This is a genomic window from Leucobacter japonicus, from assembly GCF_001273855.1.
Classification (GTDB): domain Bacteria; phylum Actinomycetota; class Actinomycetes; order Actinomycetales; family Microbacteriaceae; genus Leucobacter; species Leucobacter japonicus.
Genome location: NZ_JHBX01000077.1, coordinates 79,716 through 105,930, shown reverse-complemented (window position 1 = coordinate 105,930; position 26,215 = coordinate 79,716). Strand labels below are relative to the sequence as shown.

Genomic DNA, 26,215 nt, shown 5'->3' with positions numbered 1-26,215 from the left:
CGGTGTCGACTCACGACTCTTGGTCCATGGGAACTTCCCCGTATTGGTTCAGCCGTTGAACCAGTGCAAGGATCGAACCCATGCGCGTTCTCTCGATTCAGTCCTCGGTGTCTTACGGTCACGTCGGCAATTCGGCCGCGGTGTTCCCGCTGCAGCGCATCGGCGTCGAAGTCATGCCGGTGTATACCGTCGCGTTCTCGAATCATACCGGGTACGGCTCGTGGCGCGGCCCGCTGATGTCGGGTGACGACGTTCGCGACATCGTCATCGGCATCGAGGAGCGCGGCGGACTCGCCGGTGTCGATGCCGTGCTCTCGGGCTACCAGGGCGGCGACAGCATCGGTGACGCGATCCTCGATGCCGTCGCCCGGGTGAAGCACCACAGCCCCGATGCCCTGTACGCGTGCGACCCCGTGCTCGGCAATGCAAAATCGGGGTGCCATGTGGCGCCCGAGGTGCAACGCCTGATCAAGGACCGCGTCGTGCCTCGCGCCGACCTCATCACCCCGAATCAGTTCGAACTCGGCTTCCTCACCGACACGACACCCGACACGCTCGACTCCACGCTCGAAGCGGTCGACCGGGCTCGCGACCTCGGGCCGAGCACCGTGCTCGTCACGAGCGTCGATCGCCCTGAACAACCGGCCGACGTCATCGAGATGCTCGCGGTGACGCCCGACGGCGCATGGATCATCGAGACGCCCCGCATCCCGTTCAAGGTCAACGGTTCGGGCGATGTAACCGCGGCGCTGTTCACGGCGCATGTCCGCCGGAGCGGAGACGCCGCAGACGCGCTCGAACGCACGACCGCCAGCGTCTACGCCCTCCTCGAGCGCACGTACGCGGCCGAATCCCGAGAGCTGCTGCTGGTGGAGTCGCAAGACGCGTACGCGCACCCCGATCTCCGGTTCCGCGCGCGTCAGGTGCGGTAGCTCGCGCCGGCAGGTGTGACGCTCACCTCACCGCGCACAGTTCAGCGCAGCAGGGCCCCGCACAGCAGACCGGCGATGGCCAGTGCCACGGCGACGACGAGCATGCCGACTCCGTTGACCAGTGCCGCGCCCCAGCGACGCGCCATCAGCAGTTGCGCGGTATCGAGGCTCGCCGTGCTGAACGTGGTGTACCCGCCGAGCAGGCCGCTCCCGATGATCGCGGCCAGCGGGTGATCCCACATCATGCCGGTGACGCAGCCGAGTGCGAACGAGCCGGTGAGGTTGATGATGAGAATGCCCCAGGGGTACCGTTCGCGCCAGCCCACGGGCACACTGGTGTCGACGGCGTGGCGCAGCGCTGACCCGGCACCGCCGGCGAGCGCGACGACGACCGCCAGCCACCCCGCACTCACGAGGCCGCCCCGCCCGTCTGACCTGCGGGCGCGCCACGCGTTGCGAGCGCTCGCCCGGCACCCAGGCCGAGCCCACTCGCGATCACTCCCCCGATGAGGGTGGCTGCCGCATAGCCGGCAACGACGCCCCATTGGCTGGCGAGGGCGGCCTGCGCGAGATCGGTCGCGAGCAGGCTGTACGTGGTGAAGCCACCGAGCACGCCCGTGCCGAGCAACAAGCGCAGCGTGCGCCACCGACCCGCACTCCCGCGGGAGGTGACGATCGCCACGACCATCCCGAGCAGAAATGCGCCGAGCAGATTGATGAGCAGTGTGGCGAGCGGAAAGCCATTGGTCGACTCTGGCCCGCCGATCGCCGAGGTGATCCCGTATCGCGCAAGTGTGCCGATCGCGCCCCCGACGGCGACGACGCCGAGGTCGGGGATCGCGCTGCGAGACATCACGGTGATCGAGTGTACAACCCCCTGGCGGCCCTCGCGGATCGGCGGTTAGTGCGCTAACCTGAATTCAAAAGTTCGACATACCGAACTTTGACATTTGCACCATCTCACCTTGGGAGTCGCATGACCTCGTTTTCGGGACGCACGTTCGTGCGCCGCATCGGCCTGGGCACCGCGGCGCTCGCCGTCGTCGCCCTGCTGCTCGCAGGTTGCGGTGCGGGATCGCGCGACACCTGGTCGGAAGACGACTGGGATGGCGATCCTGACGCCCCCGTCGTACTCACCACGTTCACGGTGCTCGCCGATATGGCGCGCACCGTCGGCGGGGACCGCATCAACGTTCGCTCCATCACCAAGACCGGCGCCGAGATCCACGGGTACGAACCGACGCCGCTCGACGTGGCGAAGGCATCCGAGGCCGATCTCATTCTCGACAACGGCTTCGGGCTCGAGGCCTGGTTCTCCCGATTCGTCGCGCAGGCCGACGTGCCGCACGTCGTCGTCTCCGACGGCGTCGAACCCATCGACATCGCCGGCGACGCCTACGCGGGCAAACCGAATCCGCACGCCTGGATGAGCCCCACAAACGCACAGATCTACGTCGAGAACATCGTTGCCGCCTTCAGCGACCTCGACCCCGCGCACGCCGACGAGTTTGCCGCCAACGGCGCCGTGTACCGCCAACAGCTGCAGGCGGTGCAGGATCGCCTGAGCGACGCGGTGGCGGATCTTCCTGAGGCACAGCGCGCGCTCGTGACCTGCGAAGGCGCATTCTCCTATCTCGCGCGCGACGCCGGACTCACCGAGCAGTACATCTGGCCGGTGAACGCCGAACAACAGGCGACGCCCCAGCAGATCGCCGGCACGATCGAATTCGTGCGCACGCATGACGTACCGGCGGTGTTCTGCGAGTCGACGGTTTCCGATCGTCCCATGCAGCAGGTGGTGACGAGCACCGACGCCCGCTTCGGCGGCACGCTGTACGTCGACTCGCTCTCGCTTCCCGACGGCCCGGTCCCTACCTACCTCGACCTCCTCACCTACGACGCCGACACCATTGCCGCCGCCCTGCACGGCACGAAGGGATCAGCATGACCACCTCTCCCGCGATCTCCGTCGATCGCGTCACCGTACGCTACGGCGACGTACTCGCGCTCGACGCAGCGTCGCTCGACGTGCCTGCCGGGGGCGTGACCGGGCTCATCGGCATGAACGGCTCCGGCAAGTCGACGCTGTTCAAAACCATCATGGGTGCGATTCGCCCCGAGCAGGGCACGGCTCGCCTCGCCGGCCTCGCCCCAGCTGTCGCCCGGAAGCGCGGCATCGTCGCCTACGTGCCGCAGAGCGAGGATGTGGACTGGGCGTTTCCGGTGTCCGTCGCCGACGTCGTCATGATGGGCCGCTACGGCTCACTCGGGGCGACGCGTCGCGCTCGGGCGAGCGACCGCCGCGCGGTCGCCGACGCGCTTGAACGCGTCGACCTCGGCGACCTCGCCGAACGGCAGATCGGCAAGTTGTCGGGAGGCCAGAAGAAGCGCGCGTTCGTGGCCCGCTGCATCGCACAAGACGCCGAGATCCTGCTGCTCGACGAACCGTTCTCCGGGGTCGACCAGCGCAGTGAGGCGACCATCGTCAGGCTGCTGCGCGAACTGGCCGAATCCGGGCGCACGGTGCTCATGTCGACTCACGACCTGCACGCACTGCCCGCACTCGCCGACGACGCCGCCCTGCTGCTGCGTCGCGTGCTCTTCCACGGCGCGGTCGCCGACGCGCTCGATCCCCCGCAACTCGCACGCGCCTTCGGGCTTGGCGACGTCACGTCTCCGGAGGCCGCCGCATGAACCCGCTCGACTACCTGCTCGAACCTCTCCAGTACGACTTCATGATTCGTGCGCTCATCACAACCGTCATCGCCGCAGTTGTCTGTGCGCTGCTGTCGTGCTGGCTCGTGCTCACCGGCTGGTCGCTCATGGGCGACGCGGTGTCGCACGCCGTGCTCCCTGGCGTGGTGCTCGCCTACCTGGTCGGTGCCCCGTTCGCCCTCGGAGCACTCATCTTCGGATTCCTCGCCGTCGCACTCATCGGCGCCATCCGGGATACGAGTCGCGTGAAAGAAGACGCGGCGATCGGCATTGTCTTCACCACCCTCTTCGCGCTCGGCCTCGTACTCATCTCGGTGATCCCGAGTCAGACCGATCTGAGCCACATCGTCTTCGGGAATATCCTCGGCGTCTCCGATGGCGACCTCCTGCAGATCGGCGTGCTGGCGGCGATTGCGTTCGCGATCCTCATCATCAAACGACGCGACCTGACGCTCTTCGCTTTCGACCCGACCCACGCGCACGCCATCGGCCTCAATCCGCGAGCGCTCGGCGCACTCCTGCTGGGCCTGCTCGCACTCACCGCAGTCGTCGCCCTCCAAGTCGTCGGGGTGATCCTCGTCGTCGCGATGCTCATCATCCCGGGGGCCACCGCGTATCTCCTCACCGACCGATTCGGGCGCATGCTCATCATCGCGCCGATCCTCTCGGCGGCCTGTTCCGTCATCGGCATCCTCGTGAGCTACTGGCTCGACGCCGCATCCGGTGGTCTCGTGATTCTCGTGCAGGGCGCCGCGTTCACCCTCGTGTACCTGTTCAGCCCTCGCCAGGGCGTGCTCATCCGCGCACTGACGCGTCGAGCACGTGCCACCCGTGGCCAGCGCGCCACCGCCGCGTAAGGACTCCGTATGCAGGGGCTCGCGCCCCGTATGGAAACCGTAAGGATCTTCCATACGGCACCCCTCGGGGTGTTCGATAGTGACATGCACACCTTCGCAAACGCATCATCGCTCGAAGCCCCCACCCTGGGTGCTCCGTGGCGCGATGCGCGAACCCGCCTGCGTCGTTGGCTCCTCGCCGACACCACGGTCTCCCCCGGCCAGCAGCCAGGCCCGCACGGACGCCCCGAGCAGCACCAGCGCACCCACTGGCTGCGCGTCATGTGCCTCACCGGGCTCGACTACTTCTCAACGCTTGGCTACCAACCCGCGATCGCCGCGCTCGCCGCAGGGGCCGTGGCGCCGCTCGCCACCATCATCCTGGTCGCGGTCACGCTTGCGGGCGCGCTCCCCGTCTATCGCCGGGTCGCGGAGGAGAGCCCGCACGGCACCGGATCGATCTCCATGCTCGCGAAGCTGCTGCCGCGGTGGGGCGGCAAGCTGACCGTGCTCGCCCTGCTCGGGTTCGCCGCAACCGACTTCATGATCACGATGACGCTGTCGGCCGCCGATGCCACGGCGCACCTGGTGGAGAACCCGTTTGCACCTGAGGCGCTCCACGGTCAAGAGATCGTGATCACACTCGCACTGCTCGCCGGCCTCGGCATCGTCTTCCTGCGCGGATTCCGCGAAGCGATCCGGCTTGCCACCGTGCTCGTCGGCGCGTTTCTCATCGTGAACGTCGTGGTCATCGTCGTCGCGATCGTGCAGCTCGTCGCGCACCCCGTCATGCTCGGCGACTGGTGGAGCGTGCTCACCACGCAGCACGGCAACCCGCTCTTCGTTGTCGCGGTAGCGCTGGTCGTCTTCCCGAAACTCGCTCTCGGCCTGTCCGGATTCGAGACCGGCGTGGCCGTGATGCCGCAGATCAAGGGCGACCCCGGCGACACCGAGTTGCAACCGACCGGCCGCATTCGCGGCGCCAAGCGATTGCTGACGACGTCGGCACTGATCATGAGCGGATTCTTGATCACCTCGTCGATCACGACCGTCGCGCTCATTCCCGCTGCGGAGTTTCAACCGGGCGGTGCGGCGAACGGGCGCGCACTGGCGTACCTCGCGCACACCTACCTCGGCGAGGGGTTTGGCACGGCATACGATCTGATCACGATCGCAATCCTCTGGTTTGCCGGCGCCTCGGCGATGGCCGGCCTGCTCAACCTCGTTCCCCGCTACCTGCCGCACTACGGCATGGCGCCGACGTGGGCACGAGCAACCCGCCCACTCGTGCTCGTGTTCACGGCGGTCGCATTCTTCATCACCGTGATCTTCGAGGCGAGCGTCGACGCGCAGGGCGGCGCCTACGCCACCGGCGTGCTCGTACTGATCACCTCGGCCGCCATCGCCGTGACGCTCGCCGCACGCCGCCGCTCGCAACGCGGGGCGACGATCGGGTTCGGCATCGTTTCGGTGGTGTTCGTCTATACGACCATCGCCAACATTATCGAACGGCCCGACGGCATCAAAATCGCCGCTTGCTTCATCGTGGGCATCATCGTCGTCAGCTTCTTCTCACGAGTGAAGCGGTCGACCGAACTCCGCGCGACCGCGGTGCGCCTGACCCCGAGTGCGCAGGCATTCATCGATCAGGCTCCGGGCGGCATCGTGCGACTCATCGCGCATGAACCCAACGACCTCAGCGCCGAGCGGTACCGCGCCAAGCTCGAACACGCGCGCGTGGCGCACCGACTCCCCGACGACGATGTCTTATTCATCGAGATCGTGGTCTCGGACAGCTCGGATTTCGAGAACGAACTGCTCGTCGAGGGGGTCGAGCGGCACGGATACCGAATTCTTACCGCGCACGGCAGCACGGTGCCGAACGGCATCGCGGCCGTCGCGTTGCACCTGCGGCAGGATCTGCGCTGCACCCCGCACATCTTCTTCCGTTGGACCGAGGGCAATCCGCTCGCCAACCTGCTGCGATTCCTGCTCTTCGGCGAGGGAGAGATCGCTCCGATGACGCGCGAGGTACTTCGGGAGGCCGAACCCGACCTCACACGTCGCCCCTGGGTGCACGTGTCGTAGGGGCTAATTCGCCGATTCGACCACCTGCGCCAGCGCGCGGAAGGCGGCATCGGCGGGGTGCCCGGCTTCCACGTTGGAGGCGTTCATGTAGACGACGATGCTGGCATTCAGATCGGGGTTGAAGAATGTTGCCGCGGTGAAGCCCAAGCCTTCACCGTTATGCCCCCACCAGTCGCCGGTGTGCCCCATGCCTGCGCCGTAGGTGTCGTACGGCGGCTTCGGGATCGCATGCCCCTCGCGGCGCAGCTCCTGCGTGGCGGGGTCGAGCAGTGCGCCGCTCCCGAGCGTGTGGGCCCAAACGCGACCGTCCTCGAGCGTCGAGAACAACGCACCGGCCGCGCCGAGAATCGATGGCGTCTCGTCCTGCGGCTCGAGCCCATCCGCTTTCGGGATGTACCCGGTCGCGTGCGGAGCAGCCCAGTCATCGCCGCTCCCCAGGTACGTCGTACCGCTCTGCTCGAGCGGCGAGAGGATCATCTCATCCAGCGCCTCAGCGTACGGCTTGCCCGTGACCTTCTCGACGACGGCGCCGAGCAGATTCGTGTTCGCGTTGGTGTACAGGTACTTCGAGCCGGGCTCGAACTGTGCCGGCTGGTCGATCACGAAGACGTTCAGTTCATCGATCGTGTAAACGTGGTCAGGGTGCGTCGCGAAGTCGGCGACGAACGCGTCGTTCACGTAGTCGGCGTTGCCGCTCGACATGTTCGCGAGCTCGAGCAGCGTGATACGGTCGCCATTCGTCACTCCATCGACATACTGATCGATCGTGTCGTCGAGGTTCAGCTTGCCGGCGTCCGCGAGCTGCAGAATCAGGGTGACCGTATACGACTTCGTGATGCTCCGGATCGGCCACACCATGTCCGTACTGACGGGCGACTTCGCATCGACGTCGGCGACCCCGCTCGCCGCCGTCCACGATCCCTCGCCGTCGATCCAGACCCCGGCCGCTGCACCGGGCACCCCGTACTCCTGCATTGTCGCCTCCAGCGCAGCTTCCAGTTGCTGCTGCAGAGACGTGGGCAGTTCGCCCTCGGGTGCAGCCGGGCGCTCGACCGCTGCGCTGCTGCTTTCGGTTTCGGCGATTGCATCGCCAGCACCGCTCTGTGGCGCGCCCGACGCGCTCCCGCAGGCGGCGAGTGTCGCGACAATGAGGAGCGCGGGGATCGCACGCGCGGCCCGGCGGAGTGAACGTGAGTGCAAGTACGTGCGCGGGTGCGGGTGCAGCGTCATCGTGAGTCTCCCCAAGCATCACACGTGATTCCCATGACCACGTTATGCGTCAAGTGTGAGTGAGCACTCGCGAGAGGGCAAGCATCGATTCGACAACACCCTCGAAAAACACAAATGCCCCGCCGAAGCGGGGCATTCATTTGGTGGATCTAAGGGGACTCGAACCCCTGACCCCCTGCATGCCATGCAGGTGCGCTACCAGCTGCGCCATAGACCCGTGGAAGTCGAACGAATGCTCGCCCGACAACTCTTTTACTTTACCGTATGTGACCGGGAGGTAGCCAAATCGGGCGTTCCCGGGCGCGTCACGACTCGGCGCCGACTGCGCCTGCGTCGGACTCTCGAGCCGGCAGCATCTCGGCCGTGTCGATGAGCGGCGCGTCTTGCCACAGCTTCTCGAGCTGATAGAAGTCGCGCTCCTCGCGATGGAAGACGTGCACGATCAAGTCACCGAAATCGAGCAGCACCCAGCGTCCGCTCTCACGGCCCTCACGGCGCACGGTGCGCACGCCGGACTTATTGAGTGCGTCCTCGATGCCGTCGGAGATCGCTTGCACGTTGCGCTCCACGGCGCCCGTGACGATCAGGAAGACATCGGCGAGACCGAATTGCTCGGTCACTTCGAGTGCGACCGGTGCCGTCGCGCCCTTCTCGTCGGCGGCGATCACGGCCGTGCGCACATCGGCGCGCACGTCCCGGGTCTGAGCAGCTGCTGCGTTCAGTTCATTTCCTTCGTTCAGAAGTGGTCAGGTTCGGCGGTTTAGCCGAAGAATCCATTGCTCGCGCCCCACGCACCCAGTGCTACGACCACGATCAGCAGTCCGCCGCCGGTCAGGGACAGGATCAGCGGGAGCTTGCTCTTCTCGCGCGCGGGCTTCGCGACGACCGGCATACCCGAATCGACGCGGGCGCTCACCGCGTGACGAGCCGACACCGGCGCGGGGCCGCTGCCGTCGCCCGACGGCTCGCTGAGCTGGTCACCGGTGATCGGGTCCATCTCGATCGAATCGTGAATCGCGGAGTGGCCACCGGTCTCGCCGAGCGACTTCGGCAGGTGCAGTGAGCCCGTGACGTACAGATCGCCGGTCGCTCCGAGCGGGCCGGTGAGCCCACCCGTATCCTCCGGCATCGTCGGCAGGATCAGCGCCGAGGTGCCGGTGCCGCCCGTCGACCCCTCCTGCGCGACCGCGCGAGAGATGAGGTCATCGAAATCGCCGCCCGGCTGCGTGCCCGGAGTCGGGAACTGCCGCGAAGCGGGGTCATCAAAGACAGAGCGCCACTCTTCTGGCGGTGCGATATCCGGGAACGAATAGCTGGACTTCTGCTCGGGGCTACTGGGGGTCGCCTCAGGCTCTGGCTGCTTCGGCGCGACAGCTGCCGCCTGCGTGGGCAGGGCGACCGTCTCTGCGGCCGGAGCAACCGGAAGATCGTCTGCGGGCTCACGAGGCGGAACCACCTCAGGGATCGACTCCGGCGCCTCTTCCGAGATTGCTCGCACCGCATGGCTGTCGATGACAGCGGTCGGCGCGGCGGCATCGACCGGTGACGCCGCGGACACGTCCGCATCACGCACCGCAGCGTTCTCCGCTTCGTCCTCCGATGCAACGCTCGCCTCGGGATCTGACTCCGCGGACACCTCGCTCGCGGGTTGCACCGGCTCGGCGGGTGCGGTCTCCGCAGACTCCGCCGGCACAGCTTCGGGGGTCGGCTCGGCCTCATCGGCTTTGGCGCGCTGCCAGGGGAAGCGTCGCTTCGACTTCTCGGGCCCACCAGCCGGCGAAGTCGCCGATTCAGTGAAGGCCTCTGGCTCGTCGGCGGGTTGAGCAGGCTCGCCCGAAGGACGAGCCTCGTCGACAGCAGCATTCGCTGCAGTTTCGGCCTCGCGCAGCTCTTCAACGGTGAATGGCTCAGTCGGCGGGGAAATCAGTGAATCGAAATCGACCTCGGGTGCAGCTGACGGCGTCGCGGCATCATCGACCGACGGTGCGGAGTCGGCACCGTTTTCGCCACGTGCAACGGCGGGTTCGGCGATCTCGGCTACAGCGCTGCTGTCGGCTACTGCAGGCTCCTCTGCCGCAGCAGGTTCCGGTCCGACCGGAGCCGCGGACACGGCAGCGTCGGCCTGCGCTGACTCAGCGCTCGACGCGTCCTCGGGCTGGGCCGCGGCACGCTCCGCGAGCGCGGCTTCGCGCAACTGGCGCAGCTCGCGACGACTGCGTGGGGTGCCGTCGGGGTTCACCGGCGAGATCTCGATATCGCCTGTTGCGGGGTCCGTCTGCGCAACCGGCGCCGAGTCTGTCGGCGCATTCGGAACCGATGCCTGCGTCGCCGGGGTATCAGCCGTCGGCTCTGGCTCGACGGCGGCCGGGGCGGAAGTTCCGGGCACGGCCTCAGCGAGGTCCATGGCGCCGGTCTCCCCCAGCTCCCGCATGCGCCGCTCTCGGCGGGTCAGCGGTCGTTGTTCGTCCTGCTCACTCATCACTCTGTCGCTTCCTCGGTGTAAAGCCCGTGCTTCGCAATGTACTGCACGACACCGTCAGGAACGAGGTACCACACCGGATAACCTCGTGCGACTCGGCCTCGGCAGTCTGTCGACGAGATCGCGAGCGCGGGAACTTCCAACAAGCTTACGTGTTCTGATGACAATCCTGAAAGCGAGAGCTCATGCCCCGGGCGAGACACCGCGATGAAATGTGCGAAATCCCACAGATGATCCGCGTCTTTCCAGCCCAGGATCTGCTCAACGGCGTCCGCGCCCGAGATGAAGAAGAGCTCATCGTCAGGCATCTGCTCATGCAGATCACGCAGCGTGTCGACCGTATACGTTGGGCCAGCACGGTCGACATCGACGCGACTCACGGTGAATCGCGGATTCGAAGCGGTAGCGATCACCGTCATCAAATACCGGTGCTCACTCGGCGACACGTTCTCTTTCTGCCAGGGTCGCCCCGTCGGCACAAAGATCACTTCATCGAGATTGAAGCTCTGCGCGACCTCGCTGGCCGCGACCAGGTGACCGTGGTGAATGGGATCGAACGTACCGCCCATCACCCCGATGCGACGCGGATTCGACACGTCGACTCGTTCGATTAGTGGTGCGAGTCCGAACCGTGCTCGCGTGCGTAGGCCTCGGCCTTCGCGGCGTGACGATTCGCGACGTCGCGGAACGAGAAGACGACACCGGCGAACACCGTGAAGATCGCGAAAGCGATGATGCCGTAGACGATCGCCGGGAACGGCAGCTCGTTGACGACGTGGTGCCCCTCTTCGGCGGCGACTGCGATCGTGGCAAGAAGTGACATGGGGTCCCCTGCATTCATAACGGTTGGGTGGTACCGATCCAGTGTATCGGTTTGGATCAACGAATCTGGCCAGTGCCGCGCACCAGCCATTTCGTGCTCGTGAGTTCGGGGAGGCCCATCGGCCCCCGTGCGTGGAGCTTCTGCGTGGAGATGCCGACCTCGGCACCGAACCCGAACTCTCCGCCGTCGGTGAACCGCGTCGACGCGTTCACCATCACCGCCGCAGAATCGACTTCGGCGAGAAAGCGTTCGGCATTGACGTAGTCGCTCGTGACGATGGATTCCGTGTGACGCGTCGAGTACCGGTCGATGTGCGCAATCGCCTCGTCGAGCGAGTCGACGACCTTGATGCCCATTTCCAGCGCCAAATGCTCGGTCTCCCAGGTGTCTGCCGTCGCAGCGGCAAGGTCGCTGCTCACGGCCTGCGCTGCCGGGTCGCCCCAGAGTTCGACGTCCGCGGCACGGAGTGCAGCGACCAGACGCGGCAGCAGTCGAGGTGCTGCGTCACGGTGCACGAGGAGCGTCTCGGCCGCGTTGCACACGCTCGGTCGATGCGTCTTCGCATTCAGCACGATGGCTTCCGCCATCTCGGCGTCTGCCGTGGCATCGACAAACACGTGGACGATACCCGAGCCGGTTTCGATCACGGGCACGGTCGATTCGTTCACCACCGTCGAGATGAGCCCGGCACTGCCGCGGGGAATGAGCACGTCGACATACCCGCGCGCCCGCATCAAGCGGCCGGCTCCCTCTCGCCCGAACGGGTCGATCGTCTGCACCGCGTCGCCCGCGAGCCCTGCACTCGAAACGGCTTCCTGAATCACCGCAACCAGCACACCGTTGGTGTGCTCGGCGGCGCTGCCACCTCTCAGCACGACGCCGTTTCCGCTCTTCAGCGCCAGCGCGGCGATATCCACGGTCACATTGGGTCGAGCCTCGTAGATCGCGCCGATGACACCGAATGGCACGCGCACCTGACTGATACCGATGCCGTTGGCCAGCGTGCTCCCGCGCACGACCTCCCCGATCGGATCGGGAAGCGCGATGACGTCGCGAACTGCCGCTGCGAGCCCCCGCACGCGCTCCTCGTCGAGTCGCAGTCGGTCGAGCAGCCCGACACCGATCTGCTGCTCCCGCCCACGCGCCAGGTCGCGCTCATTAGCCTCCACGATCTGTGGAATCGAGCCTTCGAGCCGTTCAGCGATCGCGGCGAGTGCCGCGTTCTTCTGAGCCGTGGTGGCGGTCGCGAGCGTGCGCGCCGCAGTGCGTGCGAGCGACAGGCGCTCGAGGAAGGCATCTCCTGCAGACATGGGATTCAGCCTAGTGCGTTCCGGGCGGGTCAACCGCCCGTGGGGCGTGCCTCGAACCGCGTGCCGTGATCCGCACCGTCGAGCACCGCCGAGAACAACCGCGTTTCAGTCAGCAGCACTGTCGCGCCGGCGTCGGCAGCGAGTCGCGCCGCCTGCACCTTCGTCGCCGCGCCACCGGTGCCCCATCCCGACTGGCTTTCGCCGATCTCGATGCCCGCCAGAGGATCCCCGTACGCGACCTCGGCAATGCGCTCCGCTCCGACGATCATCGGCGGCGCCGTGTACAGCGCGTCCACATCGGAAAGCAGCACCAGACGATCGGCATCGACCAGCCGGGCGACCAGCGCCGCAAGGCGATCGTTGTCGCCGAAGCGAATCTCGTGCGTCGCGACGGTGTCGTTCTCATTGATGATGGGCAGGATCCCGAGCTGCAACAGTCGTTCGATCGCTCGACGGGCGTTGCCGCGATGCGTCGGGTTTTCGATGTCGTGCGCGGTGAGGAGCACCTGACCGGCGATAATCTCGTGAGTCGTCAGCGCTCGCTGATAGCGATTGACGAGAATGTTCTGGCCGACCGCAGCCGCGGCCTGCTGCGTGGCAAGATCTTCGGGCCGCTCGTCGAGTTTGAGAAACGGGACCCCCGTCGCGATCGCACCGCTCGAAACGAGAATCACCTGCGCACCACCGGCGTGCAGTCGGGCGAGTGACGCGACGAGATCCGGGATCTGCGCTGCGTTGTCGCCGCTCACCGATGAGGAACCGACCTTGACGACGACGCGCCGCGCCGCGAGCAGGTCGGCCCCGTGGGTCACGATTCGTCCTTCCAGAGCCCCGCCTCGCGTTCGCGATCGAGCTCGGCACGAGCTTCGGCCTTCGCGTCCATCATGCCGTGATATTCGATGCGACGTTCTTTGTTCGTGCGACGGTCGTTGGGATCAACACGCAGGTCGGTGCCTCGGGCACCCATCTGCACCTCAGCAGCGCTGGTGACGGTCGGCTCCCAATCGAACACGACGCCGGATCCCGGGCCGATCACCACGGTTGACCCCGCAGTGGCGCCCGCCTTCACGAGGGCGTCTTCGATGCCGATCTTCTGCAGACGATCGGCGAGGTATCCAACTGCCTCATCGTTCTTGAAGTCGGTCTGCGCCACCCAGCGCTCGGGCTTCGCACCCAGGATGCGGTACAGCGTGCCGTAACTTCCGCCCTCCGTCACCACGCGATAGCCGCCATCGTTGACGGCTTTCGGCTGCAGCACGATGCGCGGCTGCGCCGGTTCTGCCGCGATACGCCGCTGGCGATCCTGGTCCACGAGTTCACCGAGGGCGAAGCCGAGCTCGCGCAGCCCCTCGTGCGACACCGTCGAGATCTCGAAGACCCGGTACCCTTGAGCTTCGAGATCGCCGCGCACGAAGTCCGCGAGCTCACGCCCCTCAGGTACATCGATCTTGTTCAGCGCGATGAGCTGCGGGCGCTCGAGCAGCGGAGTCTGGCCCTCCGGCACCGGGTACGCGGCGAGTTCTGCCTTGATGATCTCGAGGTCGGAAATCGGGTCGCGGCCGGGTTCGAGCGTCGCGCAGTCGAGCACGTGCAGCAGCGCGCTGCAACGCTCGACATGGCGAAGGAAGTCGAGCCCCAGGCCCTTGCCCTCGCTCGCGCCCTCGATCAATCCAGGGACGTCGGCAACGGTAAAGCGATGGTCACCCGACTGCACCACGCCGAGGTTGGGGTGCAGGGTGGTGAACGGGTAATCCGCGATCTTCGGCTTCGCCGCGCTCATCGCCGCGATCAAGCTGGACTTGCCCGCCGACGGGTACCCCACGAAGGCAACATCGGCGATGGTCTTGAGCTCGAGGGTGAGCGATCCGGCCCACCCCTCAGTGCCAAGCAGCGCGAATCCAGGGGCCTTGCGCTTCGTGCTCGCAAGGGCGTTATTGCCCAGACCGCCGACACCGCCCTGTGCGGCGACATAGCGCGCACCCGCCTCGGTCAGATCGATCAGGGTCTCCCCTGCCTCATTCTTGACCACCGTGCCAACCGGCACGGGAAGCAGCAGCTCGGCACCATTCGTGCCATCGCGATAATCGCCCGCACCGAATCCGCCGTTTTCGGCAGTGCGGTGCGGTCGACGATGATACTCGAGCAGCGTCGTCACTTGCGGGTCGGCGACGAGCACAACGTCTCCGCCGTGTCCGCCGGCACCACCGTCTGGGCCGGCGAGCGGCTTGAACTTCTCACGACGGATCGACACGCAGCCGTTTCCGCCGCGCCCGGACTGAATGTGCACCTGCACCTGATCGACGAACGTGACCATACTGTTTTCCCTGCCCTAGATACGGCAAAAGGCGAGCCGAAGCCCGCCTCGCCGTTGACTGCCTGTGGTTAGGCGGCGGTCACGATGTTGACGACCTTGCGGCCGCCCTTTGCACCGAACTCAACCGCGCCCGCTGCAAGAGCGAACAGGGTGTCGTCGCCGCCACGACCGACGTTTGCGCCGGGGTGGAAGTGCGTGCCGCGCTGACGCACGATGATCTCGCCTGCGTTCACCTGCTGGCCGCCGAAGCGCTTCACGCCGAGGCGCTGAGCGTTCGAATCGCGACCGTTACGGGTGGAGCTGGCGCCCTTCTTATGTGCCATGAGTCTCTACTCCTTGAATCGTTCCGAGGCGGATTACTTGATGCCGGTGACCTTGAGACGCGTCAGATCCTGACGGTGCCCCTGGCGGCTCTTGTAACCGGTCTTGTTCTTGTATCGCTGGATGACGATCTTGGGGCCGCGGAGGTCGTTGAGCACCTCTGCGGTCACCTTGACCTTTGCGAGCTTTGCAGCGTCGGTGGTCACCTGGTCGCCGTCGACGAGGAGCACCGCGGGAAGCTCGAGCTTGCCCTTGGCGTCACCCGAAACACGGTTGACGGTGATGATCGAGCCAACCTCGACCTTTTCCTGACGTCCGCTTGTGCGCACTACTGCGTAAACCACTTCATACCCTTTTCTCGAGGATCGTCTTACGAGCCGAATCGCAGCAGTGCCGCGTTCGAAGCCTGTGTTTGCTGCCCGACAGAGCAGCACCAACGGTCAATATTATCTCGAAGCACCGATTTTGGTCAAATAGGCGCCCCCGCGTGTCACTCGCGTTCTGCGTCTCGCCGCAGTGCCGTGAGGTCGAGCGCCTCCGCGAGCGCCCGCTGGGCCGCCTGCTTGGCATTCACCGGTTCGCCCTCGCCGGGCGTGGCATCCGCACGGCTCGGCTCGGCTCCGCCACGCACGGGCGCCGTACTCACACGGCGGTTGCGCGCGCGTCCGTTGCCGGCGGCCGGAGCATCAGGGAGCGCGTTCAGCACCGAATCGAGCAACCCGGTCGCCGGCGGCTGGGATTCCGAACGCGGGGCGCGCTGACCTGATGAGCGCTGACTCGCTTCAGAGCGATCGGCGTCGCGCGACCCGCTCCGCGATGACACGCGGCCGGTCACCGGAGCTGAGGACTCAGCTGCAGGGGCTGACTCCACCTCGCGAGCTGCCGCCTGAATCGCCTGAGCCAGTTCTTCGTGCTCGGGCTTCGGCGCATGCAGCGTCGAAGCGGCGACCTGAGCGAGCATGTTCTTCGCCCCGTCGCTGATCGCGTGCGTCTGGGACTTCGCATCGACGTGCGGCTGCTGCCCCTTGGCGCGCTTCGCATTGCGCGGCGACGATTCTGCTCGGTGGTGCTTGGCCACCGGCTCATGATGCACGATCACACCACGACCTGCGCAGACATCGCAGGGCTCACTGAACGATTCGAGCAGCCCGAGCCCCAGCTTCTTGCGCGTCATCTGCACGAGGCCGAGGGACGTCACCTCGGCGACCTGATGCTTCGTACGATCCCGGCTCAGGCACTCGACCATGCGGCGCAGCACCAGATCGCGGTTCGACTCGAGCACCATATCGATGAAGTCGACGACGATGATGCCACCGATGTCACGCAGACGCAGCTGGCGCACGATCTCTTCAGCGGCCTCGAGATTGTTCTTCGTAACCGTCTCTTCGAGATTGCCGCCCGAACCGACGAACTTGCCCGTATTGACGTCGACCACGGTCATCGCCTCGGTGCGGTCGATGACGAGCGATCCGCCCGAGGGCAGCCACACCTTGCGATCCAGCGCCTTGGCGATCTGCTCGGTGACTCGGTACTCATCGAAGATGTCTCGCTCATGCGCGAAGCGCTCGACGCGCTCGAGCAAATCGGGTGCCACCTGCGACAGGTAGCGCTCGATCGTCTCGTACGTATCTGCGCCCGAAATCGTCAAGCGGTGGAAGTCCTCGTTGAACACGTCGCGGACGATCTTGATCAGCATGTCGGGTTCCGAGTGCAGCAGCACCGGCCCGCCGCCCTTCTCCACACGCTTCTGGATCGACTCCCACTGACGAGTGAGGCGCTGCACATCGTGGGTCAGCTGATCCTCGCTGGCGCCCTCCGCAGCCGTGCGTACGATGACGCCGGCACCGCTCGGCAGAACTTCCTTCAGGATCTTCTTGAGCCGCGCGCGCTCCGTATCGGGAAGCTTCCGCGAGATACCGTTCATCGCGCCGCCGGGAACGTACACCAGGAATCGCCCAGGCAGGGAGATCTGGCTCGTCAGACGCGCACCCTTGTGACCGACCGGGTCCTTCGTCACCTGCACGAGCACCTGATCGCCCGGCTTCAGCGCATTCTCGATGCGGCGAGCGGTATTGCCGCCCTCGAACTCGGACCAGTCGACCTCGCCCGAGTACAGCACCGCATTCCGGCCCCGGCCGATGTCAACGAATGCCGCCTCCATGCTCGGCAGCACGTTCTGCACGCGACCGAGGTACACGTTGCCGATGAGCGAGTTCTCGCTCGACCGCGCAACGTAGTGCTCGACCAGCACCTTGTCCTCGAGTACACCGATCTGCACGCGATCCGCAGTCGTGCGCACGATCATCTCGCGATCGACTGCCTCGCGGCGCGCCAGGAACTCCGACTCAGTGATGACCACGCGGCGGCGACCAGCATCACGACCGTCGCGTCGACGCTGCTTCTTCGCCTCGAGGCGGGTGGATCCCTTCACCTTCTGCGGCTCCGTGATCACGGGGGCCTGACGCTGCGGGCGACGCGGCGCCTCTTCGTCGGGGTGCGCTGCCGGTTCAGCACCGTTGCGCCGCCGGTTGCGGCGCTGCTGCGCGGGCGACTCGCGATCCTCTGGCGCATCGTCGCGCGAGAAACGCTCATCGAGCAGGTCGTCGAGCTGACGCGACTCAGACGGGCGGAAATCGGAGCGCCGCGAGCGCGGGGCCACCGGGGGCACGTCGGGCGCCAGGAAGATCAGTCGCGTCGTCGCACGGAAGCGCTCCTCCGGAGTCATGTCGGCGAGCGGCAGCAGCAACTGCGGCTTCGCTGGAGCCTCCGGCGACTCCTCGGAGGCGTCGGAGGGTGACGCCTCTTCTGCCGGCTCCCCCGCATCAGCGGCGTCACCGTGCGCAGCGGGTGCGGCCTCCGGGTCGACATCGGCAGACTGGGCAGAGTCGCTCGCAGCCGGTTCGCCCGCAACCGGGGTGGCAACTAATGCCGCTTCCGCAACCTCGGTGGTGTCTTCCACCTGCTCTGTGTTCGGTTCTGTATTCGTCTCGTTCACCATTACTGGTGTCTCCTCTGCCCCGAGGTGCAGCAGCATTGCCCGGGGACACTTCTCGTGCGGGGTAACCCGCGAATCCTATTCTCCGCGGATGCCCCGCATCCGCGCTCGGTCGTTCTTCGACCGGTGAGGGTCTTGCGACCATCAAAAGACTGTGCGCACGTTTCGCCGGTTCGGCGCGCCGTACGCCCTCCATTATGTCACGGAGGTGTCGCCTGGTGCAGAGCAGATGAATTCGCAGGTGCGGCCGCTACGATCACCCCATGAGCTCTGAACTCCGCGCGCATTCGCGGCCTATCGCGTTCGCCCTGTTCACCCTGATCGCCGGCGTCGTGGGCTGGTTCGCGTCGTTCGAACTCCTCACCGAATACATCAAGACACTCCAAGATCCCGGCTACATTCCGAACTGCTCGGTGAGCATTCTCGTGACCTGCGGCCCCAACATGGCCTCGTGGCAAGGCTCGCTCCTGGGCTTCAGCAACACCATCATCGGCGTCTCGGCGTTTGTCGCGCCCATCGCCGTGGGTGTCGCCCTGCTCGCCGGGGCACGCTTTTCGGCGTGGTTCTGGGCGTTGTACCAGGTCGGCCTGCTGGCCGGGTTCACCCTCATCTGCTGGCTCTTCAGCCAGAGCGTCTTCGTGATCGGAACGCTGTGCCCGTGGTGCATGGTGGTGTGGACCGTTATGATCCCGCTCTGGTGGGTCTCGTTCTTCCGGCCCTACGCCGTTGGAGACATTCCGGTGTCGGCCGGCACACAGCGCTTCTTCGCGAAGTGCTATTCGTGGAGCTGGGTCGTCATTCTCGTCTGCTACGCGGTCATCGCATTCGTTGCGCAGTTGCAGCTGAACTGGATCGCCGAGTTCAGCCGGATGTAGTGAGGCGCCGCCACAGACGGTCGACCTGAGCGATCGTCTCCGACTCCGTACCTGATGTGTCGATCACGTGGTCGGCGACGGCTCGACGCTCGGCATCGGTCGCCTGATTCGCGATACGTCGTCGAGCATCGTCTTCGGCCATGCCGCGAAGATGCACCATGCGAGCGACACGGGTCTCGACATCGGCTTCCGCGACGACAACCTGATTCCATTCGCCATCACGAGCCTCCGTCTCGACGAGCAGCGGTATCTCGTACACCACGATGGCCGAAGCATCCGCCGCTTTCGCCGCGCGTGACCGCTCTGCGAAGAGGCGCCGCACTTCAGGATGCACGATGGCGTTGAGCGCGGCGAGTGCGTCGGGATCGCCGAACACTCGGGCACCGAGGGCGGCGCGATCCAACGACCCGTCAGCGAGCAGCATCTGTGGTCCGAAACGATCGATGACAGCCGCGAGTCCTGGCGAACCCGGCGCAACCGCTGCACGAGCCAACTCGTCGGCGTCGATTCGCGTGGCCCCGAGCTCTTCGAGTCGCTTGCCGATCGTCGACTTTCCCGCGGCGATCCCGCCCGTGAGTGCGATCACCTGCATGCCGCACAGCTTATCCGGTGATCTGCGTATGCTGAGACGCAGGAGGTGACCATGCTCGAAATCCTCACCGGCATGACGCTCGCGGCGTCAGCCGGATTGAACGCCTACATTCCGCTGCTCGGGCTCGGCCTGCTTTCACGCTATACCTCGATCGTGCAGTTGCCCGATGGATGGGCCTGGCTCGAGAACGGGTGGAGTCTCGGGATTCTCGGCGCACTCCTGGCCATCGAGATACTCGTCGACAAGATTCCCGCGCTCGACTCCGTGAATGACGTGCTCCACACCCTCGTTCGGCCGGCATCGGGCGGCATGGTGTTTGCGGCCGGCTCTGGCAGCGACACCTGGGCCGTGTCTGACCCCTCGGCACTCGTGCAATCCGGGAGCATCTGGCCATTCGTGCTCGGTGTGATCACTGCACTGGTGCCGCATCTTCTGAAGATGATCGCCCGACCCCTCATCAATGCGATGACCGCGGGAGCTGGTGCGGCGGTCTCGAGCGCTCTCGAAGACTTCGCGGCGGCCGCGCTCACGGTGCTGGCCGTTATCGTACCGGTGCTCGCGCTCGTCGGTGTCATTGCGGTCTGCGCCCTCTTGATCAAGCGGCTGCGGCGCGCCCTGCGCGATCGTCGCCAGAGAACCGCACCCGCAACCGTCTGATCTCGCTGACAACGCCGAAGGCCCGGCCCCCGAGAACGGGGACCGGGCCTTCGAGACTGGCACGCAGAGCGTGCCGTGAGGGTTAGTTGCCCTCGAGCTGTGCCTTCAGAGCGGCGAGTGCCGCATCGTCGGCGAGAGCACCGGTCGAAGCCGAATCGCTCGAGAAGCTCGAAGACGGTGCCTCGACTGCCGGAGCCGCAGCGGCCTCGGCGAGCATCGAAGCGACCTGCTTCTTGTGTGCTTCCCAACGCTCCTGGGCAGCAGCGTACTCCTGCTCCCACTTCTCGCGCTGCGACTCGAAGCCGTCCTTCCACTCCTGCGTCTCGGGGTCGAAGCCCTCGGGGTACTTGTACTCGCCGTTCTCGTCGTACTCCGTGGTCATGCCGTAGAGCGCGGGATCGAACTCGGTGCCCTCGGGATCGACGCCGTCGTTCGCCTGCTTGAGGCTGAGCGAGATGCGGCGACGCTCGAGATCGATGTCGATGATCTTGACGAAGACCTCCTGGCCGGCCGAAACGACCTGCTCAGCGAGCTCGACGTGCTGACCCGACAGCTCCGAGATGTGCACGAGGCCCTCGATGCCATCGGCAACGCGAACGAATGCGCCGAAGGGAACGAGCTTGGTGACGACGCCCGGTGCGATCTGGCCGATCGCGTGGGTGCGTGCGAAGACCTGCCACGGATCCTCCTGCGTCGCCTTCAGCGAGAGCGACACGCGCTCGCGATCGAGCTCGACGGAGAGCACCTCGACGGTGACTTCCTGGCCGACCTCGACGACGTCAGAGGCGTGCTCGATGTGCTTCCACGAGAGCTCGGAGACGTGCACGAGGCCGTCCACGCCGCCCAGGTCGACGAACGCACCGAAGTTGACGATCGACGAGATGACGCCCTTGCGCACCTGGCCGGGCTTGAGCTCAGCAAGGAAGGAGGAGCGGGTTGCCGACTGCGTCTCTTCGAGCAGCGCGCGACGCGAGAGCACCACGTTGTTGCGGTTCTTGTCGAGCTCGAGGATCTTCGCCTCGATCTCCTGGCCGAGGTACGGCGTCAGGTCGCGCACGCGGCGCAGCTCGATGAGCGAAGCCGGGAGGAAGCCGCGGAGCCCGATGTCCACGATAAGGCCGCCCTTGACGACCTCGATGACGGTGCCGGTGACGACGCCCTCGTTCTCCTTGATCTTCTCCACGTCGCCCCAAGCGCGCTCGTACTGTGCGCGCTTCTTCGACAGGATCAGGCGACCCTCTTTGTCCTCTTTCTGGAGCACGAGCGCCTCGACCGAGTCACCGACGTTGACAACCTCATCGGGGTTGACGTCGTGCTTGATGGACAGCTCGCGCGAGGGGATGACACCCTCGGTCTTGAACCCGACGTCGAGGAGCACCTCGTCGCGGTCAATCTTCACGACGGTGCCCTCGATGAGGTCTCCGTCGTTGAAGGACTTAATGGTCTTTTCGACCGCTGCAAGGAAGTCTTCGGCCGAGCCGATGTCGTTTACTGCAACCTGCTTGCGTTCGGTCGTTGCGTTCGTCATGTAATTGGTCTCCAGAATGGACAGGGTATTCAGGCGGAAGCACGCCGATCTTGGCCGAACCCGACGGTTCGCGAGTGCTCCCACGTGTGGACATGGTTGAGTCGCCACAGATGTGACGCTCTATGGTACCCCGGGAACACGCCCGGGATCAATTACACGGTGGGAACGGCGCGTCCGGTGCGCGAGGCGCGGACGATCGCGCTGACGCCGAGCAGGAGCGCGATGAACAGTGCACCCACCAGCACGAAGAACTGCACGTTCGCGTTGATAGTGGCGTCGTCCCAGCGCGTGAGATCGAGGGTGCCGCCTGAATCTTCACCGAGCACTCGATCGACGGCACGGTCGATCGCAAATGCGCACACACCTGCGATCGCGACCGCGACCGCCCAGCGGCCGAGACGGTTCACCGGGAGGTATCGCAGCACCAGTGCAATCACCCAGATGGGGGCGAGCGCAATCGCGGCGAGTGGGAGCACGGGGTGCAGCCAGAGTTCGGGGGCACCGATCGACACCATGATCACGAGCAGGAGAAGGAGTGCACCCGCGGTGTCGAGTGCCAGCGCAATGACGGTTCGGTGCCTGGACAGCGCAGTGGGGAGTTCGAGCAGCGCCAGCCAGATCGGGCCGAACACCACGATCAGGCCAAAGAGCACGGAAGCAAGCGCGATCGGCAACCAGGATCCCCCGTCGGAACCGATCCAGACCACGCACAGAAGCGCAGCTAGGCTCAGCACAGCGCCCCACAGCGCACTCCACCCCGGCTTCGGGATTGGCAGCAGCGGCAAGCTCGTCAAGCAGAAGGCGAGCAGCACGGCCGGCAGTACCGTCCAGAACCAGGTCAGCGTGTGCGATACCGAGAGATTGACAATGAAGCAGGCCAGGATCGTTGCGGCGTACGCACTCAGGCTGGTCCAGAGCACGGCGCCCCGCCAGCGCCGGTAGGTGCGTGCGTCGCGCTGGTCTGCGCGACCGAGTCGATCTTCGCTGGCGCTGATGAGCTCTTGGGTACTCACACCGAGTGCGTCGGCAAGATGGGCGACGATGGTGATGTCGGGGTACGACAGACCGCGCTCCCACTTGGAGACGGCGGACTCAGTGACGTGCAGGTGCTCGGCGAGTTGTCGTTGAGTTAGGCCGGCGTCACGGCGTCGTTCCGTGACGAAAATGCCGAAGTCGTGTTTGGTGATGTTCATGAGAGTTATCCAAGCAGCGCGGGTCGCCCGGCCAGCCCGAAACTCGTGATTTCACCACTCGACTGTTGAGCCAGTGGCGGAATCACGCGGAAGTCGGGTTGCGCGAACCGGTCAGTGTGCCGCCGCGTTCCAGTTCGGACCGTGCCCGACCTGCACCTCGAGTGGCACCGAGAGTTCAGCCGCGCCCGCCATTTCCTCTCGCACAATTGCCTCGAGCGCATCCCATTCGCCATCGGCGACCTCGAACATGAGCTCGTCATGAATTTGGAGCAACATGCGCGAGGAGAGATTCGCCTCGCTTATGCGGCGTTCCACTTCGATCATGGCGCGCTTGATGATGTCGGCTGCCGACCCCTGAATCGGCGCGTTCAGCGCGGCGCGCTCGGCATTTTCGCGGAGCACGCGATTCGGGCTCGCGAGGTCCGGGAACGGGCGGCGGCGACCGAAGATGGTTTCGGTGAACATGTCGCGCTTCGCCTGGTCGACGACGGAGCGCAGGTAGTCGCGCACACCGCCGAAGCGTTCGAAGTAGTCGGTCATGAGCTGCTTGGCCTCGGCAGCGGAGATGTTGAGCTGCTTCGAGAGCCCGAACGCCGACAGACCGTATGCAAGACCATACGACATCGCCTTGACCTTCGATCGCATCTCGTTGGTGACCTCGTCGGGTGCGACTCCGAAGATCCGGGCGCCGACGAATCGGTGCAGGTCTTCGCCCTCATTGAACGCCTGGATCAGCCCGGCATCGCCCGACAGGTGCGCCATGATCCGCATCTCAATCTGGGAATAGTCCGCGGTCATCAGCGTCGAGAACTCACCGCTGTGGATGAAGCCCTCGCGGATGCGACGCCCTTCTTCCGAGCGCACGGGAATGTTCTGGAGATTCGGATCGGTCGACGCAAGTCGTCCGGTGCTCGAACCCGTCTGCACGAAGGTGGTGTGGATTCGGCCGTCGGGCTGCACCGCTTTGATGAGCGACTCCACCATCTGGCGCAGCTTGTTCGCGTCGCGATGGCCGAGCAGTGCGTCGAGGAACGGGTGAGGCTGCTTCGTCTGCAGGTCGGCGAGGGCCGCCGCATCGGTGGTGTACCCACGAGTGGTCTTGCGCGTCTTCGGCATGTCGAGCTCGTCGAAGAGCACTTCCTGCAGCTGCTTCGGCGACGACAGATTGACCTCATGGCCAATCGAGTCGAACGCCTGTTGCTGCAGTTCGGCGACGCGTGCCGTCAGCTCCGCGTCTTGCGCGGCGAACAGCGGCTCATCGATCTGCACCCCGCGGTGCTCAAGTGCGTGGAGCACCGGTACGAGCGGCAACTCGATATCTCGATAGACCTCGCCGGCTCGCGACTCGAATCGTTCAACGATCGCGGCGTGCAGGCGCACGACGTACCAGGCGAGTGTCGCGATATCGGCGACACTGCCCTCGTCTGGGACGAGCTGATTGGGATCGCCCTCGGGCACCTGCTCCCCCAAATACCGGAAGACCGCATCGTTGATGCTCTTCTCCGCGTTCGACGGGCGCAACACCCACGCGGCGAGCAGTGCATCGCCCGCGATCCCGCCGATGATCACTCCCCCGCGCCGCGCGACGGCGAGTTGCTGCTTCGCGTCATAGAAGGTCTTCGGCGCATCGGATGCGAGCCACTCCTCGAAGAGCGTGTAGTCGCGCCCGCCCGGCTGCCAATCGAAGCGAACCGAGGATTCAGGGGTCGCCACCCCCACTTCGAAGCCGCCATCAAGCTCGCGAACCAGTACTGCGGGGTTCTCGTTCTTCTGCAGCCAATCTGCGAGTTCCTCATCAATGAGGTTCTTCGACTCCGGCCGCTCGGGCGCGAGCGGCACAGCGGCCGACACCGTCGACCCGCCCGTGGGCACCTCTGCGCCGGCAAGCTTGCCCACGCGCTGGAGCAGCGTGCGGAACTCAAGCTTCGCAAAGATCTGCTGCACCGCCGCCATGTCGATCTCGCCACGCTTGAGTTCATCGAGTTCGACATCGAGCTCGACATCGCGCACCAGTCGGTTCAACCGACGGTTTCGTTCGGCCAGGTGCGCGTGCTCACGCAAGCTCTCGCCGACCTTACCGCCGACCTCGTCTTGCCGACGCAGGATCTCTTCGAGGGAGCCGAACTGATTGATCCATTTCACGGCCGTCTTCTCACCCACGCGGGGAATGCCGGGCAAGTTATCGCTCGTCTCGCCGACGAGCGCCGCGATCTCAGGGTATTGCTCGGGCCGGATGCCGTACCGCTCCATGACCTTCGCTCCGTCGTACCGCGTCAGCTCGCTCACCCCCTGCTTCGACGGGTAGAGCAGGGTCACTCGATCATCGACGAGCTGAATGGTGTCGCGGTCACCGCTGACCACGAGCACCCGGTACCCGCGCTCTGCGGCACGCGTCGACAACGTCGCCAGAATGTCGTCGGCCTCGTAATTCTCCTTCTCAAGGGTGCGGATGCCCATCGCGTGCAGCGCCTCTTGCAGCAGCGGGATTTGCCCCTTGAACTCTGCGGGCGTCTCGCCGCGAGTGCCCTTGTACTCCGGGTACTCCTCGGTACGGAACGAGTGTCGAGAAATATCGAACGCGACCGCGAGCGCATCGGGCTGTTCGTTGCCGAGCAGATTGATGAGCATGGCGATAAACCCATGAATCGCATTCGTGTGCTGACCCGACTGAGTCTGGAAACTGTCTACCGGCAAGGCGTAGAACGCACGGAATGCGAGCGAGTGGCCATCGATGACCATGAGAGTAGGCTGAGTGTTCGACACGGCATCAGCCTACAATCCGCCGCCGACATTCCCCAGGGCGTGCACCGATACGGTCGACTCGCGCGTGTCACATCGTCTCCGAAAGGTTCCCATGACTGACTCCCCCGCACGCGCAGACGCCGCACCGATCGATGGTCTCGCCTACATCCGCGAACGCGGCATGGGTGCCCTTGCCGATCGCATGGGCATCGAAGCCATCGAATTCACCCGTGACCGCGCGGTCGCGACCATGCCGGTCGAGGGCAATACGCAACCGATCGGCCTCCTGCACGGCGGCGCGTATGTGGTGCTCGGAGAATCGCTCGGATCCATGCATGCGAACCTCGTCGCCCCCGAGGGGTATGTCGCGGTCGGTGTCGACATCAACGCGACGCACACCGGCTCGGCAACGTCTGGCCTGGTCACCGGCGTGTGCACTCCGATCAAGCTGGGGCACAGCATTGCGGTCCACGAGATCGTGATCACCGACGAACACGGCAGCCGTTGCTCCACGGTGCGCATCACCAATTTTTACAAGCAGCAGCGCGCCTAGTCTCCGGCACACAGGAAGGCCCCGGAACCCGC

25 protein-coding genes and 1 tRNA gene are annotated in these 26,215 nt (G+C 65.5%); 8 read left to right on the top strand and 18 right to left on the bottom strand.

The annotated features are described in order from the left end of the window. Positions 1–80: 80 nt before the first annotated feature. Positions 81–932, top strand: a complete 852-nt coding sequence (gene pdxY / locus AMS67_RS01660; RefSeq protein ID WP_053385817.1) for a pyridoxal kinase PdxY — start codon at positions 81–83, stop codon at positions 930–932. Positions 933–973: 41 nt separating this feature from the next. On the opposite strand, the gene AMS67_RS01655 is transcribed toward pdxY, so the two are convergent. Together AMS67_RS01655 and AMS67_RS17800 are read right to left on the bottom strand one after the other, a co-directional pair. Beyond that, the gene (locus AMS67_RS01655) at positions 974–1,345 is read right to left on the bottom strand and encodes a fluoride efflux transporter FluC (protein WP_053385816.1); all 372 of its coding nucleotides are present in this window, start codon (positions 1,343–1,345) and stop codon (positions 974–976) included. Further along, the gene (locus AMS67_RS17800; RefSeq protein ID WP_053385815.1) at positions 1,342–1,785 is read right to left on the bottom strand and encodes a fluoride efflux transporter FluC; all 444 of its coding nucleotides are present in this window, start codon (positions 1,783–1,785) and stop codon (positions 1,342–1,344) included. The genes AMS67_RS01655 and AMS67_RS17800 overlap by 4 nt, the downstream gene beginning before the upstream one ends. A gap of 123 nt (positions 1,786–1,908) precedes the next feature. On the opposite strand from AMS67_RS17800, the gene AMS67_RS01645 reads away from it, so the two are divergent. The 4 genes from AMS67_RS01645 to AMS67_RS01630 all read left to right on the top strand — a co-directional run bounded on the left by AMS67_RS01645 (position 1,909) and on the right by AMS67_RS01630 (position 6,571). Continuing rightward, positions 1,909–2,880 (top strand): metal ABC transporter substrate-binding protein, encoded by a 972-nt coding sequence (locus AMS67_RS01645; protein ID WP_053385814.1) that lies wholly within the window; start codon positions 1,909–1,911, stop codon positions 2,878–2,880. Continuing rightward, positions 2,877–3,626 carry a metal ABC transporter ATP-binding protein gene (locus AMS67_RS01640; RefSeq protein ID WP_053385813.1) on the top strand — a complete coding sequence of 250 codons (750 nt, stop codon included), beginning with the start codon at positions 2,877–2,879 and terminating at the stop codon, positions 3,624–3,626. The genes AMS67_RS01645 and AMS67_RS01640 overlap by 4 nt, the downstream gene beginning before the upstream one ends. Then, the gene (locus AMS67_RS01635; RefSeq protein WP_053385812.1) at positions 3,623–4,504 is read left to right on the top strand and encodes a metal ABC transporter permease; all 882 of its coding nucleotides are present in this window, start codon (positions 3,623–3,625) and stop codon (positions 4,502–4,504) included. The genes AMS67_RS01640 and AMS67_RS01635 overlap by 4 nt, the downstream gene beginning before the upstream one ends. A gap of 84 nt (positions 4,505–4,588) precedes the next feature. Further along, the gene (locus AMS67_RS01630) at positions 4,589–6,571 is read left to right on the top strand and encodes an APC family permease (protein WP_370726577.1); all 1,983 of its coding nucleotides are present in this window, start codon (positions 4,589–4,591) and stop codon (positions 6,569–6,571) included. Positions 6,572–6,574: 3 nt separating this feature from the next. Here AMS67_RS01630 and AMS67_RS01625 read toward each other — a convergent pair whose 3' ends face one another. The 12 genes from AMS67_RS01625 to AMS67_RS01570 form a co-directional block, all read right to left on the bottom strand. Beyond that, a complete protein-coding gene (locus AMS67_RS01625; RefSeq protein ID WP_053385811.1) occupies positions 6,575–7,801 on the bottom strand; it encodes a serine hydrolase domain-containing protein in 1,227 nt (408 codons plus the stop codon). Between the two features lie 141 nt (positions 7,802–7,942). Beyond that, positions 7,943–8,018 (bottom strand) — tRNA-Ala (locus tag AMS67_RS01620). A gap of 88 nt (positions 8,019–8,106) precedes the next feature. Beyond that, on the bottom strand, positions 8,107–8,493 hold the full coding sequence (gene rsfS / locus AMS67_RS01615) for a ribosome silencing factor (protein ID WP_075201173.1): 387 nt from the start codon (positions 8,491–8,493) through the stop codon (positions 8,107–8,109). A gap of 68 nt (positions 8,494–8,561) precedes the next feature. Then, on the bottom strand, positions 8,562–10,280 hold the full coding sequence (locus tag AMS67_RS01610) for a hypothetical protein (RefSeq protein WP_053385809.1): 1,719 nt from the start codon (positions 10,278–10,280) through the stop codon (positions 8,562–8,564). Continuing rightward, the gene (nadD, locus tag AMS67_RS01605; RefSeq protein ID WP_370726576.1) at positions 10,280–10,876 is read right to left on the bottom strand and encodes a nicotinate-nucleotide adenylyltransferase; all 597 of its coding nucleotides are present in this window, start codon (positions 10,874–10,876) and stop codon (positions 10,280–10,282) included. The genes AMS67_RS01610 and nadD overlap by 1 nt, the downstream gene beginning before the upstream one ends. A 14-nt stretch (positions 10,877–10,890) precedes the next feature. Beyond that, positions 10,891–11,103 carry a hypothetical protein gene (locus tag AMS67_RS01600; protein WP_053352959.1) on the bottom strand — a complete coding sequence of 71 codons (213 nt, stop codon included), beginning with the start codon at positions 11,101–11,103 and terminating at the stop codon, positions 10,891–10,893. A 56-nt stretch (positions 11,104–11,159) separates the two neighbouring features. Beyond that, a complete protein-coding gene (locus tag AMS67_RS01595; RefSeq protein ID WP_053385808.1) occupies positions 11,160–12,413 on the bottom strand; it encodes a glutamate-5-semialdehyde dehydrogenase in 1,254 nt (417 codons plus the stop codon). Between the two features lie 29 nt (positions 12,414–12,442). Further along, positions 12,443–13,225, bottom strand: a complete 783-nt coding sequence (gene proB / locus AMS67_RS01590; protein ID WP_053385807.1) for a glutamate 5-kinase — start codon at positions 13,223–13,225, stop codon at positions 12,443–12,445. Further along, positions 13,222–14,727 (bottom strand): GTPase ObgE, encoded by a 1,506-nt coding sequence (obgE, locus tag AMS67_RS01585; protein WP_053385806.1) that lies wholly within the window; start codon positions 14,725–14,727, stop codon positions 13,222–13,224. The genes proB and obgE overlap by 4 nt, the downstream gene beginning before the upstream one ends. 68 nt (positions 14,728–14,795) lie before the next feature. Further along, on the bottom strand, positions 14,796–15,050 hold the full coding sequence (gene rpmA / locus AMS67_RS01580; RefSeq protein WP_053352955.1) for a 50S ribosomal protein L27: 255 nt from the start codon (positions 15,048–15,050) through the stop codon (positions 14,796–14,798). A gap of 33 nt (positions 15,051–15,083) precedes the next feature. Then, positions 15,084–15,392 carry a 50S ribosomal protein L21 gene (rplU, locus tag AMS67_RS01575; RefSeq protein WP_053352954.1) on the bottom strand — a complete coding sequence of 103 codons (309 nt, stop codon included), beginning with the start codon at positions 15,390–15,392 and terminating at the stop codon, positions 15,084–15,086. Positions 15,393–15,538: 146 nt separating this feature from the next. Continuing rightward, a complete protein-coding gene (locus AMS67_RS01570) occupies positions 15,539–18,046 on the bottom strand; it encodes an Rne/Rng family ribonuclease (RefSeq protein WP_053385805.1) in 2,508 nt (835 codons plus the stop codon). A 260-nt stretch (positions 18,047–18,306) separates the two neighbouring features. On the opposite strand from AMS67_RS01570, the gene AMS67_RS01565 reads away from it, so the two are divergent. Continuing rightward, the gene (locus AMS67_RS01565; RefSeq protein ID WP_053385804.1) at positions 18,307–18,918 is read left to right on the top strand and encodes a vitamin K epoxide reductase family protein; all 612 of its coding nucleotides are present in this window, start codon (positions 18,307–18,309) and stop codon (positions 18,916–18,918) included. Here the strand turns inward: AMS67_RS01565 and coaE are convergent. Continuing rightward, positions 18,905–19,510 carry a dephospho-CoA kinase gene (coaE, locus tag AMS67_RS01560; protein ID WP_053385803.1) on the bottom strand — a complete coding sequence of 202 codons (606 nt, stop codon included), beginning with the start codon at positions 19,508–19,510 and terminating at the stop codon, positions 18,905–18,907. The two genes, AMS67_RS01565 and coaE, sit on opposite strands and share 14 nt — an antisense overlap. Positions 19,511–19,561: 51 nt before the next feature. Between coaE and AMS67_RS01555 the strand changes: the two genes are divergently transcribed. Next, the gene (locus tag AMS67_RS01555; RefSeq protein ID WP_053385802.1) at positions 19,562–20,167 is read left to right on the top strand and encodes a DUF4126 domain-containing protein; all 606 of its coding nucleotides are present in this window, start codon (positions 19,562–19,564) and stop codon (positions 20,165–20,167) included. An 82-nt stretch (positions 20,168–20,249) separates the two neighbouring features. Here AMS67_RS01555 and rpsA read toward each other — a convergent pair whose 3' ends face one another. The 3 genes from rpsA to polA all read right to left on the bottom strand — a co-directional run bounded on the left by rpsA (position 20,250) and on the right by polA (position 25,627). Further along, entirely contained in the window at positions 20,250–21,695 is a 1,446-nt protein-coding gene (gene rpsA, locus AMS67_RS01550) for a 30S ribosomal protein S1 (RefSeq protein ID WP_053352949.1), read from the bottom strand. A gap of 152 nt (positions 21,696–21,847) precedes the next feature. Further along, a complete protein-coding gene (locus AMS67_RS01545) occupies positions 21,848–22,888 on the bottom strand; it encodes a helix-turn-helix domain-containing protein (RefSeq protein ID WP_053385801.1) in 1,041 nt (346 codons plus the stop codon). Between the two features lie 111 nt (positions 22,889–22,999). Continuing rightward, a complete protein-coding gene (polA, locus tag AMS67_RS01540) occupies positions 23,000–25,627 on the bottom strand; it encodes a DNA polymerase I (RefSeq protein ID WP_082305216.1) in 2,628 nt (875 codons plus the stop codon). Between the two features lie 115 nt (positions 25,628–25,742). Between polA and AMS67_RS01535 the strand changes: the two genes are divergently transcribed. Next, positions 25,743–26,183 (top strand): hotdog fold thioesterase, encoded by a 441-nt coding sequence (locus AMS67_RS01535; protein ID WP_053385799.1) that lies wholly within the window; start codon positions 25,743–25,745, stop codon positions 26,181–26,183. The last annotated feature ends 32 nt before the right edge of the window (positions 26,184–26,215 follow it).